General features: G+C 62.8%; 13 protein-coding genes. 7 read left to right on the top strand and 6 right to left on the bottom strand.

Features of this window, described 5'->3' with window-relative positions:
* The first annotated feature begins 37 nt into the window (after positions 1-37).
* Together R3F07_11215 and R3F07_11220 are read left to right on the top strand one after the other, a co-directional pair.
* Positions 38-847, top strand: a complete 810-nt coding sequence (locus R3F07_11215) for a hypothetical protein (protein ID MEZ5276939.1) — start codon at positions 38-40, stop codon at positions 845-847.
* Positions 844-2,442 carry an extracellular solute-binding protein gene (locus R3F07_11220; protein ID MEZ5276940.1) on the top strand — a complete coding sequence of 533 codons (1,599 nt, stop codon included), beginning with the start codon at positions 844-846 and terminating at the stop codon, positions 2,440-2,442. Before R3F07_11215 ends, R3F07_11220 begins: the two co-directional genes overlap by 4 nt.
* A gap of 11 nt (positions 2,443-2,453) precedes the next feature.
* On the opposite strand, the gene R3F07_11225 is transcribed toward R3F07_11220, so the two are convergent.
* A complete protein-coding gene (locus R3F07_11225) occupies positions 2,454-4,379 on the bottom strand; it encodes a glycoside hydrolase family 127 protein (protein ID MEZ5276941.1) in 1,926 nt (641 codons plus the stop codon).
* A gap of 373 nt (positions 4,380-4,752) precedes the next feature.
* Between R3F07_11225 and R3F07_11230 the strand changes: the two genes are divergently transcribed.
* The 3 genes from R3F07_11230 to R3F07_11240 all read left to right on the top strand — a co-directional run bounded on the left by R3F07_11230 (position 4,753) and on the right by R3F07_11240 (position 7,875).
* A complete protein-coding gene (locus R3F07_11230; GenBank protein ID MEZ5276942.1) occupies positions 4,753-5,820 on the top strand; it encodes a uroporphyrinogen decarboxylase family protein in 1,068 nt (355 codons plus the stop codon).
* A complete protein-coding gene (locus R3F07_11235; protein ID MEZ5276943.1) occupies positions 5,817-7,238 on the top strand; it encodes a M28 family peptidase in 1,422 nt (473 codons plus the stop codon). The genes R3F07_11230 and R3F07_11235 overlap by 4 nt, the downstream gene beginning before the upstream one ends.
* A 100-nt stretch (positions 7,239-7,338) precedes the next feature.
* Positions 7,339-7,875 carry a RidA family protein gene (locus R3F07_11240; GenBank protein ID MEZ5276944.1) on the top strand — a complete coding sequence of 179 codons (537 nt, stop codon included), beginning with the start codon at positions 7,339-7,341 and terminating at the stop codon, positions 7,873-7,875.
* An 82-nt stretch (positions 7,876-7,957) separates the two neighbouring features.
* On the opposite strand, the gene R3F07_11245 is transcribed toward R3F07_11240, so the two are convergent.
* Positions 7,958-9,232, bottom strand: a complete 1,275-nt coding sequence (locus R3F07_11245) for an aminotransferase class V-fold PLP-dependent enzyme (GenBank protein MEZ5276945.1) — start codon at positions 9,230-9,232, stop codon at positions 7,958-7,960.
* Between the two features lie 36 nt (positions 9,233-9,268).
* Positions 9,269-10,687 (bottom strand): hypothetical protein, encoded by a 1,419-nt coding sequence (locus R3F07_11250; GenBank protein MEZ5276946.1) that lies wholly within the window; start codon positions 10,685-10,687, stop codon positions 9,269-9,271.
* A gap of 145 nt (positions 10,688-10,832) precedes the next feature.
* Between R3F07_11250 and R3F07_11255 the strand changes: the two genes are divergently transcribed.
* Positions 10,833-12,719 (top strand): hypothetical protein, encoded by a 1,887-nt coding sequence (locus R3F07_11255; protein MEZ5276947.1) that lies wholly within the window; start codon positions 10,833-10,835, stop codon positions 12,717-12,719.
* Positions 12,720-12,935: 216 nt separating this feature from the next.
* Here the strand turns inward: R3F07_11255 and R3F07_11260 are convergent, their stop codons facing one another.
* On the bottom strand, positions 12,936-14,399 hold the full coding sequence (locus tag R3F07_11260; protein MEZ5276948.1) for an extracellular solute-binding protein: 1,464 nt from the start codon (positions 14,397-14,399) through the stop codon (positions 12,936-12,938).
* Between the two features lie 68 nt (positions 14,400-14,467).
* Here R3F07_11260 and R3F07_11265 point away from each other — a divergent pair, with 68 nt between their 5' ends.
* Positions 14,468-15,325: an NAD(P)-dependent oxidoreductase gene (locus R3F07_11265; protein ID MEZ5276949.1), complete on the top strand. Its 858-nt coding sequence runs from the start codon at positions 14,468-14,470 to the stop codon at positions 15,323-15,325.
* Positions 15,326-15,475: 150 nt separating this feature from the next.
* Here the strand turns inward: R3F07_11265 and R3F07_11270 are convergent, their stop codons facing one another.
* Entirely contained in the window at positions 15,476-16,399 is a 924-nt protein-coding gene (locus R3F07_11270; protein MEZ5276950.1) for a PmoA family protein, read from the bottom strand.
* A gap of 23 nt (positions 16,400-16,422) precedes the next feature.
* Complete coding sequence (locus tag R3F07_11275; GenBank protein ID MEZ5276951.1) at positions 16,423-17,169, bottom strand: SDR family oxidoreductase; 747 nt, start codon at positions 17,167-17,169, stop codon at positions 16,423-16,425.
* Positions 17,170-17,172: the final 3 nt, after the last annotated feature.

Genomic DNA, 17,172 nt, shown 5'->3' on the forward strand with positions numbered 1-17,172 from the left:
TGAGAACCGCGGACAGGGCCAGGCGGCCGATGGAGCCATGAACCCGATCCAACCTTTCCGCATCGCTCTCTCCATGCTGCTCGGATTTGCCGGCACCGCCCACGCAGACCCTCAGCCGACGACGGAGCAGGGCTGGATCGCCATCCAGGGTTTGATGTTCTCCCAGGCGCTTTCCGCATTTCAATCCGAACCCACGGCGAATACCCCATCCGCCCGGCTTGGTCAGGCGGTCGCCCTCCTGCACAAACAGCCGACGACAAGGGGCCATATTGAGGAGGCGCTCTCCATTCTCGAAAGCCTGGCACGGGACGAATCCGGATCCGAGGAAGCCCTGCAGGCCGCCTACCTGCGCGCCCGCGTCATCCAGCTGCATCCCTTCGAGCCTGACCCGCGGGCATCACTTCCGCTCTACCATGCGCTGGTCACGGAAGCCCCCCGGACCCTGATCGGACAGCTGGCCTTCCTCAAATGGGCCGGAATTGAGCTCTATTCGGGCGATGTCGACGATCGGGACGTCCCTTTCGCCGCGATCGAAGCGGATGGCGAATTCCTCTCCGACCCGGACTGCCGGCGCAGCTTTCACCTGCTTCTGGCCGAAGCCGGACAGCGGCGTCATCACGACGACGACTTTGTCCTGCGCCACTACCTGTCCGCCTATGAAGCCGGCCTGGCCAAGCCGGATCTTCAGGCCAATGTGCTCACACGAATCATCGTTCTCGAACAGAAAACGGGGCGCACCGACCAGGCCCGTGCCCATGCCGAATTGTTCATCGCCGCCTACCCGCGCGACATCCGCATCACCCAGATCGGAGAGATAATCGGTGATCCGGACAGCCTCAAGAGATGAAACCCGGCGCGGAAAAAACCCTCAATTTCATCGGGCTGTTCTTCATCGCCGGTCTTTTCACCGTCGCTCTCTTCCGTGTTTTCAGCCGATCGGAGTTGGCGGGAGACGAGAGGACCGTCATCCGTTTCACCCATTGGCAAATCGAGTCTGGCGTCCGGGAGGCCTTCGACCGCCTCGAGGAGGAATACGAGAAAATGCACCCCGATGTGGACATCGTGCAGATCCCCATTCCCGGCCGGATCTTTGTCGCCTGGCGAAAGACCCAGCTGATCGGAGGCGACCCGCCCGACCTTCTCCAACTCGGCAACGCCGGGCTCGACATCACCGATCTGGCCCGGTTCTACGAACCGCTCGGGGACTACCTGACCGAGCCCAATCCCTACAACAAAGGAACCGATCTGGAGGGGGTCCCCTGGAGGCAGACCTTCATCGACGGCCTGCAACGGCTGCCCAATTACTACCCCGAGCTGCTCGATGTCTATGGCATCCCGACCAGTTCACATACCTTCCGGGTCTTCTTCAACCGCGAGTTGCTCGCAACCATCACCGGATCGGACGACGTCCCCACGAGTTTCCAGCAATGGGTCGACATCTGCCGTCAGGTCGAGGTCTACAACCGGTCCGCGGCCAAACCGATCTACCCGATCGTGATGGGAGACAACAACGCCCGCTTCCTCCTTTCACGTATCGTGGCCGCCCAGACCCAGTTGCTCTCGGACCGGATCAACCCGATGCAGGACTACGTGATGGACAAGAACTCGATTGCCATCACCTACCTGACCGGAGCCTGGTCCCTCGAATCGCCAGCCATTCCTTCGGCCCTCGGGGCCTTCCGGGAGATCGGGCGCTACGCCAAGCCAGGCTTTCTGCGGCTCGACCGGGCCGATGCCATGTTCGAGTTCATCCAGGGCCGCAGCCTTTTCCTTCTCACCGGAAGCTGGGATTACCAGAGCGTGGTCGATCGGTCCACTTTCGGCGTGGGCGCGTTTCCGATTCCGCTTCCGGAACCTTCCCACCCGCTATACGGGCGGTTTCTCAAGGGAAACCTGACCGAGATCCACACCGCACCCGGTTCGTCACTCGGCCTGACCAAGGCGTCGAAGCACCCCGAAATCGCCATGGATTTCATGCGCTATGTGACTTCCAAGGAGGGCAACGCCCTCTTCTGCCGGATCAGCGGCTGGCTGCCGGCCACGATAGACGTGGACCCCGGAGAAACCGTCCGGGATTTTCTCCCGGTGACTGAAGGCTACCCCGGAGGTTTCACCCTCGAGCAACTCGGCGCGGAAACCATGCGGGTGCTCCTGCAGCACCTCCACCAGTTGCTCCGTGCTTCCGGTTCAGTCGACGATTTTGTCCGCTCCGCCGAATCGGACTATACCGGCGCGGTCAGGGCGGAGTTCGAGAAGATCCAGAAGAACAGCCGCGAATCGGTTTTTCTGCAGGACGCGATGCTCATCGCGCGACTGCAGCGGGACCCGGACCGGACCGACGTGAAGATCCGGACCGAGGTCGGCAGCCTGATCGAAGGTCAGACCTGGCAGGAAGGCGATTACCTCTGGGGCAACCTGAGCCGGACCCGGTTTCAGAAATAGGGAGGCGGGCCCTATCCCCGTCGTATCCAAACTCTCATTTCACCACCATCACCCCGGTTGTCCCACATGAAATAGGGGACGGCCCGGATACGGGCGGACTTCAGGCCGGTGGGATCTGCGCGATAGAGTTCGCCCTTCCAGGATCGGCGATCCCGGCGCCTTCCCTCGCCTTCGATGACGGGAACCTTGAGGCCGGCCACAACCTGCTCGGTCACTTTGAGCTTCCCGTTTTCCGGCAGGCTGAGGTCGGCCAGGTCCGGCCCATTGTCACGCGACTCCAGGCAATAGACAACCGGTCCGCGCTGCAACGCGACCATCCCGCAATTCTCGCGGACCGACGGGTGCGACTCGATCCGCTCGACCGGCATTTCCAGATTCAACTCGATCCGGTCACCGGATTTCCACAGGCGCTCCAAGCTGAGATAGCCCTTCTTCAGGTCCGGCTCACGGACGCGGCGGCCATTGACGGAGACCCTGAAGCTCCGGCACCAGCCCGGGATCCGAAGACACATCCGGAACGAGACGGGCTGCACCGGAGCGAGCGTCCATTGAATACGGCCATCCCAGGGGTATTCCGTCTCCTGACTGAGGCCGACTTTCACCCCCGCCACTTCCAATTCGGTCCGGCTGGCGCCAAAGAGATGGGCATAGACCGCATCCCGACCCGTCGAGTAGGCATAGGTCCCCAACGACGCCAGCAGGCGCGCCAGGTTGGGCGGGCAACAGGCACAGCCGTACCACTCCAACCGGTAGGGCGGTTTCTGGCGCGAATAGACATAGCGCTGCGGATGAACCGCCAGAAGGTTGTCGTAAAAGAAGCGCCGGCCATCGAGGGAAACGCCGCTGAGAATCCCATTGTGGAGCGCCCTTTCCATGACGTCGGCATAGCCGCCGTCGACTTCGATCTGGAGCATGCGGTGAGAGAAGAACACCAGTGCGATGGCCGCGCAGGTCTCGGCGTAGGCATCCTCGTTGGGCAGGTCATAATCGAAGGTGAACTCCTCGTCGAACCGGGTGGAGCCAATCCCGCCGGTGACATACATCCGGCGTCCGGTCATGCTCTTCCAGAGGCGCCGGCAGGCGGCCAGCAACTCACGGTCGCCGGTCTTTGCCGCCACATCGGCCATGCCCGCATACAGATAACAGGCTCTCACGGAATGGCCGACTGCATTCTTCTGCTCCCGCACCGGCTTGTGGGCCTGAAAAGTCCGATAGATCTCCATCGCCGGTCGCTTGTCCCAGGCAATCGACCGCGCCCGCTTCTCTCCTTCCAGATCAAAGAAATGCGGCTGCCGTCCCCGCTCATCCACGAAGAATTTCGCCAGTCTCAGGTAACGGATCTCTCCGGTTGCCTCGGCCAGCCGGACCAGGGCCAATTCCACTTCCGGGTGCCCGTCGTAGCCACGCAACTGGCCGGGATTCGGACCGAAGACGGTGTCAATGTGGTCCGCATAGCGGCACATGACCTCGAGGAATTTCCGCTTCCCGGTCGCCTGGTGCCAGGCCACCGCGGCCTCCATCAGGTGCCCGGCACAGTAGAGCTCATGCAGGTACATGAGGTTGGACCAACGGCGGTCCGGCTCGACCGCGGTGAAATAGGTGTTCAGGTAGCCGTCCGGCTGTTGCGCGGCGGCGATCAGATCGATGAGGTCGTCGACGCGTTTCTCAAGTCGCGCATCCTTTCTGGTCTCGAGGCTGCAGGCGGCGGCTTCAATCCATTTGGCCGTGTCAGAATCCCAGAAGAAATGCGGTTTCTCCTCCCCTTCCTTCCAGGACAGCCGCCAGTTCTCGATCCGGCCGGTCTCCTCCAGCTTGCGGTAACAGGCCGGGATCGTCACCCTGCGGTTGGTCTCGGTCCTCTCCTTCCAGAATCCCGGCTCCCAGCGAAATCCGGACAAGGGTCCGGGTGTCAGTTTGGCGAGGCTTTTGGTTTTCATGTATTTGAAGAGGGGAACCTATCCTTCATGGTGGGAATCTGGGGCAAAGATCGAAAATATTCTGGAAGCATCACGAGTTGTAGCGGCGGCAGTCTCTTGCCGCCAATCCACGTTGAAACGCCCCAAGAGACTGGGGCGGCTACACTTGACAAATGAACGAACGGGAAATGTCCATTCTGATCCGGAGAATCGACCAAACCGAAAGGACTATCCGGACAAAGCATTCCCGGGACGCCTGAGACCGCAAATCTGAAACTGTTCGAATCCGTTTCATTCCACCCGCGTGCAGGTTTCCCCCTTGCAGGTAACTGAAAGGTTACTTTGATCCAATCTGATCACTTTGCCCAAAGGGCCAAGTCCAATCCGATCAGTCATGACTTCCAAAGAACGGGTCAAACGGGCCTTCGCCCACCGGGAACCGGACCGCGTCCCGATCGACTACCTCGGCAACCCGGGGATCGATCGACGCCTCAAGGACCATTTCGGCCTGCAACCCGACGATGACGCCGGGCTGCGGGACGCCCTTCAGGTGGACTTTCTGGGGGTGGATCCAGACTATGCCGGACCGGAGCTTCACGCTCCTGTTCCAGGCAGAACCATCGATATCTGGGGCATCCACCGGATGTGGATCGAACACGACAGCGGCGGCTACTGGGACTACTGCGATTTCCCTCTTCAGAATGCCGGCATGGAGGAGATCGAGGCCTGGCCCTTCCCCTCCCCCGATGATTTCGACTACGACGCCATGGCCACACGCTGTGCGGCCGAGTCCGATCGTTATGTCATGCTCGGCCACCCCGGTTTCGGCGACATCATCAATATGACGAGCATGTTGCGGGGGATGGAGACCGTCCTGATGGATCTGGCGGGGGGAGAACCGGAGACGCTCCGCCTGATCGAACGCCGGATCGACATCCAGCTCGAGATGATGCGCCGGGCGCTCCAGGCCGCCCGGGGATCGATTGATCTGATCTGGATAGGCGAGGATCTCGGAACGCAGATCGGCCCCCTGGTCAGCCCTGCCCTCTTCCGTGCCCATATCCGGCCGCAGCTCGAGAAGTTCGTCCGGCTCGCGCATGAGCACGGGCTGCCCACCATGGTTCATTCCTGCGGTTCCAGCAGCTGGGCCTACCCCGATTTCATCGAAATGGGTGTGCAGGTTGTCGATACCCTCCAGCCTGAAGCGGTCCGGATGGCCCCGGCCTGGCTCAAGTCGGCCTACGGAGCCGACCTCTCCTTTCACGGTTGCATTTCCACCGCCGGTCCGGTCGCATCGGGCAGTCGTGAGGAAACCATCGCCTCGGTTGAAGAGGTCCTTCGGATCATGATGCCGGGAGGCGGCTACGCCCTTTCACCCACCCATATGCTCCAGGACAACTCACCCACGGAAAACGTCCTCGCGGTTTACGAGACCGCCCTGAAAATGGGCCGCTACTCATGAAGCACGTTTCACCACTCCTCCTGATCCTCTCGCTGGCCGTTGCTGCATCGGTCGGTCTGGCCACCGAAGAAGGAACTCCGGATCCCGTGCGCAACGCCCTGGTCGGAGACGCTCTCCTCAATAATCACGGCTATGAGCTGCTCCGGACTCTGACCACGCGTTTCGGACCTCGCCTGGCCGGAACCGAGGGCAACACCCGATCGATGGATTTCCTTGAGCAGGAGCTCCACCGCTTCGGGATCGAGACCCGGCGCGAGACCTATACGATTCCCGGGTGGTCGCGCCTCGACGACAGGGTCACCCTGATCCAGCCGCTTGAGAAGACCCTGCGGAGCGCCGCCCTGGGCTACGTCGATCAACACGACCCGATCGAGGCCGCCGTCGCCTACGTCGCCTCAGGCGATCTGGAAACGCTCGATGCCGCTGTCCTGGGAGGAAAGATCGCCCTGGTCGCCCCCAATATCAGCTACAATGTCGAGGAATACCAGCGCCTGGCCGAAGAATTCGGGATCCGGGGCGTTCTCCTGATCAATCGCGTCAATGGCGGGCAGCTCCTGGCCCGGGTGGCCAACCACGACGGACTGACCCCGCCCGTTCCCATTTACTCGATCACGGTGGAGGAGGGACTCTGGATGCAACGGCAACTCGACGACGGCATGGATGTCCGTGTCCGCATCGAAACCCGGTCGGGCTCGACGCCGATCTCCGTGGACAACCTGGTGGCGGTTTTTCCCGGCGCTTCGGAGCAGAAGGTGGTAATCGGCGGTCATTTCGACTCCTGGGACCTGGGTCAGGGAGCCATGGACAATGGTCTCGGCGTGGCCCAGCTCTTTGATACGGCCCGCCTCCTCCAGACCCATGGCCCGACCAACGCCTTCACCGTGGAGATTGTCTGGTTCAACGCCGAGGAATGGGGGCTCTGGGGATCGCTCGATTACACGAATCGCCACGACCCCGACTCGATCCGGGTCATGCTCAATCTCGACATGGTGGGCGAGCCGATTGCCATCAATGCCATGGGCTTCGACGAACTCGTGCCCGTTCTTGAGGCCTTTTCCGGGAGCCTCGGCTCCTGGCAGTTTGAACAGAAAGTCGCCAACAAAACCTGGCTGGGCAGTGACCACCATCCGTTCATCCTGAAGGGCATTCCCGCCATCACCTTCAATGCACCCATCGCGCCGGAAGATGTGCGCTACTACCATGACTTCGGCGACACTTTCGACAAGGTGGATCCGGAAATGCTCGGCCGAGCCACCGCCCTGGTCGCCCTCCTCTCCTACGACCTCGCCAACGATACCGGAGCCGCTCTCCGCCGCTACAACGAATCCGAGACCGCCGAACTCTTCCGCAAGGCGGGCCTGGAGGAGAAGCTGACCAAGGCCGGCAAGTGGCCGTTTGGCAAAGATCAGGACTGGTAAGGCGGTCTCCGCTCCCTTTCCCTCGCGGCACATTCAACAACAACAACAACAACCTTCGTCACCTTCGTTCCTTCGAGCGCAACCCGTCTCCATCCAGATCATGATCCGCTCCACCCGAATCACCGCCATCCTTCTCATTCTCGCCGGCCTGGCATCTGCCCCCATCATCCGGGCCGACCAATCCCCCGAAGCACGACTGACCGAACTCGGAATCACCCTGCCCCCGGTCAGTCCGTCGATCGCCAACTACGTCGGCGTCGTCCGGACGGGCAACCTCCTCTTCCTCTCCGGACATATCCCCCGGGATGCCGAGGGTGCCTTTATCACCGGCAAGCTCGGAGCCGACGTCGACGTGGAGGCCGGTTACCAGGCCGCCCGGCAGGCCGGAATCGCCCTCCTCGCCACCCTGAAAGATCATCTGGGCGACCTGGGGAGGGTGAAGCGGGTGGTCAAGGTCTTCGGCATGGTCAACGCCACACCGGAGTTCACCTCTCACTCCCAGGTCATCAACGGGTGCTCCGACCTGATGGTCGAGGTCTTCGGCGAGAAGGGGCGCCACGCCCGTGCCGCCAGCGGGTTCAGCTCACTTCCGGTCGGCGCCTGCGTTGAAATCGAGATGATCGTCGAGGTCGAATAGGCCGCGGCGCGCCCGGCGGTCACGCCCCACCCTGGACCAATCGGGCAAAGACACGCCCTGCGGACGCGCCTCTCCCTCACCTTCACCCTTTCCGCAGATCCGCCACCGTGGCCGAAACTGCCGCGACCAGCCCGCCAATCTGATCCTCGCTGTTGTAGAGGTGCCAGGAGGTGCGGACCGCGTTGAGGTTGCGTTCGGTCACCACCCGGCACCGAAAACCGTGATCGGCGGTCAGGTGGCTTGCGATGGACTGGCAATCAAGGTCCGGCACGCGGAACGTCATGATCGATGCATGCATGTCCGCCCGCTCCGGGGTCAGGATTTCCAGTCCGCCGACCCCGGAAAGACCCGTCCGGGCCATTCCGGCCAACTGCCGTCCGTGCGAGGCAATGCGATCCCGACCGATCGCATCCTGCATCCTCAGGGCGGTGACGAGGCCAAGGACGGACGCCGCGTCCCGCGTCCCGTATTCGTGCCGGGCGACCGTCGGATTGTAGGAAAAGGTGTCGGGCAGCTCGTATTTGTCACTTGAATACGCCCCGATGTGACTGCACCTGACCCGGTCGATGACCGGCCGCGCGATATAGAGGATGCCGGTTCCCTGCGGTCCATTCAGCCATTTGTGTCCGCTCGTGGCATAGGAGTCGCACTCCAGGGCACGCAGGTCAACCGGGATCATCCCGGCCGACTGCGCCCCATCCACGTGGAACCAGATACCGCGCTTCCGGGCCTCCCGGGCGATGGCGGGCACATCGAAGAGCAGACCGGTCGGGGCCGTCAGGTGACTGACCTGGATGACGCGCGTCTTCTCATTGACCAGGGCAAGGATGCGTTCGAGATTGCCCTCCGGGCTCTCCGGATCCGGATCGAAGATGCGCACCCTGACCCCGTCGAGCATCTGCCGGTTCATCCAGGGGAAGGAACCACCGGGATGGGCATGGGATTCAAAGATGACCTCGTCGCCGGCCTCCAGCTTGAGCCCGGCCGCAATGATCGAATTGCTTTCGGTGGCGTTGCGCGTGAAGCAAACCTCCTCGGGGTCGACCCCGAAGAAGCGGGCGGTTTCCTCGCGGCATTCGTGCATGAGCCCGTGGCCGTGTTCGCCCTCCCAGGCCTGCTTCCATGACTGTTCCTTCAAGGCGTCGAGAACCGCCTGTGGCGCAGGGCCCAGCCCCCCCGTGTTGAGGTAGACGCGGTCTTCCCTCAACGGGAAAAGGCTGCGTATTTCCGACCAGCTCAACCCGTCCCCCATCGGAGCCCCGGCAGGCAGGGAAGGAGCGCCCAGCCGGACTTCCGACGCCATCGCCATGCCCACGCCACCAGTCGCCAGAACACCCAGGAATTTTCTTCGTTTCATTGTCTTTGAATCAGAGTTGAGGTTGTCGCCTTTCCATCAGGCCACCCGGAGTGCAAACAGGTCCGCTTCCCTCAGGGAGAATATGAGCCGGACCGGCCGTCCTTCGGCCAGAGTGCCGAGGGAACGCCCTTCCCTCCAGCGAACCACCCGGTCGAGTTCGTCTCCGTAGATTTCCTCCATGTCGTTCAGACCGAGGCCGGGAACATCCGTTCCATCCGCGTCCACCACCCCGACCCGCACCCCTCCGGCGGCCGAGGTCGAGTAATTCAGCCGCAGGTCGCCCGACCCGGGCACCAGGGGGCAAGTGAGGAAGCCTCCCGGCGCCCCACCGGCATGCACCGATACAAAGCCATGCGGCCGGATGGAGAGGCGGCGAATCCGGCCAGGCTGTCCGTGATGGCGGTAGTGTTCGGTGATGTAGATCGACCATTCCGTCACGGAAGTCTGAACGATGCCCCAGACCGGGTAATTGTTCCGGTCGGTCCAGTTGAGGGGATCCAGTCCCGGCCGGACCCAGGCCTCGGAAAAGCGCGTCCAGGAAACGCCGTCATGACTGCACATGAAGAGGGCGTCATTGACCCCCGGATGGCCGTGGTCCGGATCGAGCATCCGGTGCTGGACGTAGCGATTGGGGAATGCCAGGTAGAGCCGGGAAGCATTGGGGCAGAGCAGGGTCGCGTTGGTATAGAGCTGGGTCTCGCCCAATCGATCCCGGTAGCGATTCGGGACGGGGCGGGTCCATCGCAGGAAATCGGAGGATCTCGAGGATTGGATGCTGCGCACGACAGTGGCATCCTGCCCGAGGACATTGGCCTCGGTGGAGTTCTCGTGCAGGTGGTAGAAGAAACGGGTGTAGGAACGGTAGCAGCGACTGAAAGGGTCCCAGAAGGCCGTGTTCACCGTGTCGAAGGTACCGGACATTTCCAACGGACCGTTGCCCATCATCCGCCAATCGATGCCGTCCGGCGATGCCATGGCATAGGCTTTTTTCCAATGGGCGGAGATTCCTTTGAAGCGCTCCTGCGGCGGACAGTCCGGATTGGTATCGCGAAAAACCGGCGGCACCTGGGGCGTCGGTCCCATCGACAAAAGGTTGTTCCGATCGGACCCGTCCCAGGCGACACGCTTCAGCGTCGGCCGGGTGAAACTGTATCCCCCATCGTGGCTCTCGGCCATGGCCATCCCCTGGATACTGCTGTCCTTGGGATCCGGCGAACAGGCTCGATAGTAAAGCCGAACGACCGATCCGTCCTGGATCACCGACTGGGGGAAGGCGGTCGGACTCTCCCAGGCGGCATCAAAGGTCATGGCGATCTCGCGCCGCTCGGGCTGGCTCAGTTTCAAGCCGGCCCCCCGGGTTCGCCCGATCCACCGCCGGTCAACCATCAACTCCCAGGAGGCACCCAGGACCGGATGCCGCGCCGATTCCGGGACGGGAGGAAGCGAGGCGGTCAACGAGCGAACGAACGCGTCCGACTGAGGTGAAGGGGCGGCCACTTGACGAACATAACCGATTGGTTACTTCTGCAAAGGAAAACCTCGGCTTCGTCCGCTCACCGGAGTCGAACCCGATCGACTCGGGTGTTTCGCCCCCCAACCCATGGCCCAAACCACTGCTGCGCATACCATCGGCACCCCGATCCGGGAGACAAACTGGCCCCGCCTTCACGCCTGGACGGCGCCGGACGGAACCCCGTCCCTCCTCGCCACCCTCGGCCAGAACAACGGTGGGCTCTTCGTCATCGATATCGACCTGGAAACCGGGCATTGCCGCCAGTTCGGCACCGGACTTCCCGGAGCCGATTACCCGACCGCCGCCTGGCGGAGCCCGAAGAACGGCATCCTCTACGTCGGATCGGCCTACCCCGGGCACCTCCACCGTTACGATCGGAACGGCGCCGCCGTGCTCGAGGACCTCGGCCCGATTGATCCGGAGTTTGCCCGTTTCCCCACCGGCATCGCCGAGGCCCCCGATGGCTCCATCTACATCGGCGCCTGGCAGAAGGCCTGTCTGACCCGGTTCGAGCCGGCCACCGGCCACTTCACCCGTTTCGGCAGCCTCGATCCGGTCGACCACTATCTGTATCCATGTATCGGAGACGACGGCACGGCCGTGGCCCTCGTCGCAGTCTGCCGGCTTCACCTCGTCGCCTTCGACCTTGCGACCGGCCGGGCGACCGGGATCGGCCCCGGGGAAATCACCCCGCCGACCGGCCCGGGACCCAACCCCCAGCCTCTCTTTCGGGGAGTCGACGGCCTGGTCTATCTCCAGGACGGCGACACCTGCTTCCGGATCGAGGGCACCCGTCTCATTCCCGTCCCCTCCACTCCCCCCCGTGATCCAGTCGCGGTTCGCGGTGGCGGGAACATCGTCCGGTTCGCCGACGGCACCGTGGCCGAACTGCATAACCGTCCCACTGCGACCAACCGCCGGCTCGTCATTCGCCCTCCTGAAGGCAAGGGACCGGTCCGCGAGCTCGAACTCGACTGGGTGGGCGGGGGAACCGAGCTCTATCGCCTGCATGCCGGACCCGACGGCTGCGTCTACGGTTCGAGCCTCCTGCCGGAGCACCTTTTCCGCCATGATCCGCGAACCGGCGATCTCAGAAACCTCGGCCAATGCAGTGTCTCCCTCGGCGAAGCCTATTCCTTCATCAACCACGGCAAGGCAATCTACCTTGCCTCCTATCCCGCGGCACGGCTCTCGGTCTTCGACCCCGCCAAACCCGTCCAATTCGGGACCGAGGCCGGGTGCAATCCCCGGGACCTCGGTCGCCCCGACGACAACTCCCTGCGGCCGTATGCCCTCGCCTCCGGACCGGACAACACCATCTGGATGGGTTCCGCACCGGACTACGGGAAAACCGGCGGAACCCTCGTCAGCTACCATCCGCAATCCGGGACCTTCAGGAGTCACGGCAATCTTGTCGAAGGCTGCAGCCCGGTTTCCCTCTTCTGGATCGAGTCGATGGGGATGTTTCTCGTCGGCTGGTCGATCGAGCCCGGAACGGGGGCAAGACCGGTGGCCAAAGACGGGGCCTTTTCCTTTTTCGATCCCGGAGACGGCGGCCTGATCGAAACAACCGATTTCGGACATGGGCCGCTTCCCGATGTCAATTCGCTGATCGGCGGTGCCGACGGTCTCGTCTACGGCATCCTCTCACGGAAGCAATTCGACGGACAGCCTCCCGAAACCGCCATCCATCCCGACCTCGTTGTCATCGATCCGCAGGAAAAGCGCATCGTCGCCAGGCGGTCCCTTCCGGCAGATTTCGGGAAGGACCTGGCCAATTGCCTTTTCCGCGACCGGGACGGTGGCCTCTGGGGGATGACGGCGCGTTGCATCTTTTCCATCGCGGCGGGAACCGCCGAGGTCCGTCCCGTCTGGCATTCGGAAACCGAGACGATCACCGCCTGCGGCGCGGTGGTCGACGGGAAGGCGTACTTTGCCTGCGGTCCCACCCTGCGGTCGGTGGATCTCGGCTGAGCAGAAGCGGGCGCCACGAAGGGATGGACCAGGGTCCAGCCCGACAATTCAGATTCCCGGTAGGGCGCGACCGCCGGGCGCGCCGATCATCCTGCCCATGACCCAAGTCCCAGAACCCAGGACGGATGCTCCGGGGCGGACGGCCCAGCAGTCCGTCCCTACCTTCTGACATTGGTGGAGCCGGTGCCTGCACCGCGCCGCCGCCTTCATCGCGGCCTACTCCAGCCAACCCTTCTCCGCATAATAGCGGAGGTGGAACGGATTCCGGATCAATTTCACCGGGATGGGTTTCCCTTCCGCCTTCAACCGATCGATTGTCTTCTGATCCTCGACCAGGGCGGCGTATTTCTGCTGCTTGGCGACCGATTCCGACACGGTCCGGGCGATTTCGCGATTGATCGCTTCCGCCGCCTTCCGCACCGCTTCTTCGGCCGTCAATCGATCCGCCATAAACCTTTCAAAGGCATCCAGCTCAAGCCGGGACATCACTCGGACGAGGATGAACGGACTCATTCCGACCGGGATGGCATTGGTCAACGCCGAATCCAGAAAAGCGTCGTGCAACCCCCATTCATTGGGAAACTCCGCCGGGCGGGAAAACGTATCGCCCGAAGCAAAGGCAGGCACCGGGGGAAGGGCGTCCGCACCTTCCACGATGAGATCATTGAACTCCCGGCTGGCCAGAAACTTGAAGAAATAGGCGGCCAGTTCCTTATTCTTTGAGCCGGCATACATGACCTCGGAGCCGACACCAATCCGGGTGTTGCGGAATGAGACATAGGGCATCTCGCTCACCCCCAGGCGGGTGATCCCGACCGGCCGGTAATAGATCAGACCCCATCGGCCGGCCAACATCAGCCCGTACTGGCCCGTCGCGAAGAGGTGCATCCGGGCCGGGACAATGCCCGAGTCTGAGGCCAGTGACTGGGACTCCGCCTTGGTCGGAATCAGCCGATCCACGTTGGTCCACTGATAGAACCGCCGGTAGATCTCGGCCGATTCAGGGCTGTCAAAGATGGAGGCCGTCATCGTCTCGTTGTAGATATCCCCTCCCATGCTTCGCAGCAGGATGAGTCGATCGGCGGTCCCCAGGGGAGGCATGAAGAAGGTCGTCCGTGGACCGACGGCCGGATTGAGGGCCTTGACGTACTTCCGTCCGATCGCCTCGAATTCGTCCAGCGTCCAGCGACTCGGAGGCGGATCCAGACCCGCCCGCTCAAACGCCTCGAGGTTGGACCAGAGCATGGCTGTTCCCACGTTGCGGGGGAAGGCGTACTGCCGGCCGTCGATGACCAGTTCGGGTTCGATCGCCGGATAGGAGGAGGACGCCTCAAACCCCATCTCCCGGGCCATCTCCGTAAGGTCCTCAGCCACGCCGAGAGACTCCAGCAGGTGGACTTCACCGGTCGAACAATCGATGATGTCGCCGCCAACCCCCGACACCGCCTGCACGATCTTCTTCGTCGGATCCCGGTTGGTCGCGTCGATCCGCAGTTCAACCGCCGGGTAACCGTTGTCCACCATCCACTTTTCAAAGAGCGCCTTCTGCCGCTCTCGGAATTCCCCGGTGTCGACCACCCAATAAAGAACCGGGCGTTCCCCGTGCCCGGGCAGCGCCTTGAAGGTGGCCACGCCGGCCGCAATCAGGCCGGCCAGGATCAGCAGGAAGAACACCTTCATGAGAGGACTCCGATTGCCTGCGCGGCGCCTTGACACCGGATCAAAGGGCGCGCGGAATCTCCAGCCTTATGTCCGAACCCACTCCCCGGATACTGGTGACCGGAGCCGCCGGCACCCTTGGGCAATTCATCCTGTCGGAACTCCACCGGCAGAAATCGGTCGTTCTCGCGACCGACCAGACCGACAAGCCCGATAGTCTCTTTCCCATTCACGTGGCCCATCTTCTCGACCTGACCGAAGTCCGCAAGCTTATGCCGGGGATCGATGTGGTCGTCCATCTCGCCAATCACGCCTACCAGCGGGGAAACGAGGTGACCTTCAACGAGAATGTGGCCATGAACATGAACGTCTTTCAGGCGGCCGCGGACGCGGGAGCGAAGAAAATCCTCTTTGCCAGTTCCGTCCAGGTCATCGGAAGCGAGGGTGGCGAGGTGCCGGTCGACCGTTCGCCGCGATTCACCTCCTTCCCCCTCGACGGGGAAACCGCGCCCTTCCCGACCAATACCTACGCCCTTTCCAAGCAGGTGGGTGAAACCCAACTCCGCTACTTTGCCACCTGCTACGGGATCGAGGGGATCGCCATCCGGTTTCCCGGAATGCATCGGCCTCAGCACCAGGTCATCCAGGCGAACTGGAAGGAAGGTGCCGGAACGATCCGCCAGGCCTTCTCGAACCTGACCTACGAGGATGCGGCCCGCCTCGTGGCCGCGGTCATCCGGACCCCTCTGCCCGGATTTCGAGTCTATTTCCCCAACGCCGCCCAAAACCGCAATGCCCGGCCCACCTCGGTCCTGCTGAGAGAATTCTATCCCGGCATCCCCTGTCGAAGGCCCCTCTTCGATGAAGACAGCCTGGTCGACACAAGCGCCATTACCCGCGACACCGGCTGGACCCCACAGGACCGTTACCGGGTCGAGGGATCATGAGCCGAGAACCAAATGCCTGGTTCGGACCGTCGCCATCCGGAGCCAAATGTAGTGTAGGAGAGGGTTTATCCCTCGATCCAAAGGTTGATCGAGACGTAAAGCCTCTCCTTATCCCTCGATCCAACGGTTGATCGAGGCGTAAAGCCTCTCCTACCGGAGCCCGGAGGTTCCGCTCACCAGAGTCTCAATGCCGTCCGCCTTCAAAGCCCCTTCGGCGAAGATCAGGCGGTGGCGGAGTTCCAGTCTGGCTCCCGCTTCCAGGCGCAGATCCCGGTCGTGCTGGAAGGAAAATCCGACCGCGGGCAGTTTGTCCCGCACGAACCAATGCACCGGGCCGGCCGGCGAATCGTCGACAAAGATCGTGGTGGTCCGGTCCAGGGTTGTATCGTGCCGTCCGGCCAGGGCCACCCACCGGGCCTGCGCGCCGTGGACCTGGTCGACCCCGCTCAGGCCGCCCGCGCCCATGATGCCGACCTCGGAGTCGAAATCGCAGAAGAGGTAATCCCGGGAAAGGCGCATGAGCAGTCCGGTGTAGTGGGACCCCTTCAGGCCAAAGGACGAATGGTAGTTGCCCAGGTCGAGGGCACCGCCCGAGGCATTCACCAGGGTCGAGGAAAAAACCAGCGTCCAGGCCGATTCATCGGGCGCCACCGACGCTGTCAGTTCCCGCCTTTCCCCAAGGAGCACCCGGCCGTCCCCGCTCACCCAATCGAGCCGTTCATCGAGGACCGCCCGCCCATCCCCGGTCAATTCCAGGCCGGCCCACTCCCGGTGCACCTGCCGGCCGTTGTCTCCACGAAACTGATACCCGCCTTCCTCGCGGTAGGATGGGCCGCCCCAGAAATTGGCCTCGCCGACCCGGGTGATGGTGTGGCAAAGGGCATGGTGCCACGGGTGGTCGTTCGGCCGGTAGTTGGTCAGGCAATTGCCCGAAAGCGTCCGCACCGGATGAAAGTAGGGCTTGGGCGACTCTTCAATCCCGACTTCGGACTGGTAGACGTAGCGGAAGAGCGGCCCGTCCCGAAAGGAGACGGTCACGGATTCACCGTGCGTATGGGAAAGCTGAAGTTTCATGAAGGTGGGTGAAAAGGAGGCGGTCACTTGGCGAGGTAACCGCCGTCGACGACCAGATCGCTTCCGGTGATGAAGGAGGCATCATCGCTGGCCAGAAAGGCCACCGCCGCCGCCACTTCCTCCGGCCGACCCTGCCGATTGAGCAGATGCATGGCCGAAGCCCGCTTGTTCTCCTCGTCGATATCGAGGCCCAGGGCCTTGCAGGAATTCACAAAGGCCGAGGTGTAGATATAGCCCGGACAGATCGTATTGACCCGGATCCCGTCCGCCGCCAGGTCCTGGGCCCAGCACTTGGCCATTCCGCGGAGGGCAAACTTGGTCGCGTTGTAGGTGGAAAACGCCGCCTGGCCGACAAAGCCGCTGACCGACGAGAAGGTGATGACACTGCCGCCGCCGGCTTCGCGCATCTGCGCGACCACCGCCTCTGTCATCTTCGAAGTCCCGACAAGATTCACCTCGCAGATCGAGCGCCAGTCGTCCCGTGTGGCGTCCACGCCCTTGAAGATGAACCGGGTGGCCGCATTGACCAGGATGGTCGCCGGGCCAAGTGAAGCCCGGACCGCGGCACACCCGGCGGCGATGGATCCGTCATCGGTCACATCGACCTGGTGGAAAGTGCATCCGACGGCCCCGGCCCGACCCTCCTCGTCCGGCAGACAATCAAAGATCATCACCCGGGCACCTTCTTCGGCGAGGCGCCGGGCGCTGGCAAAACCCAGGTCGCCCAACCCGCCCGTGACAATCGCCACCCGATCCTTCAGTCCACGCATCGC

Source organism: Opitutaceae bacterium (assembly GCA_041395105.1).
Lineage (GTDB): Bacteria > Verrucomicrobiota > Verrucomicrobiia > Opitutales > Opitutaceae > B12-G4.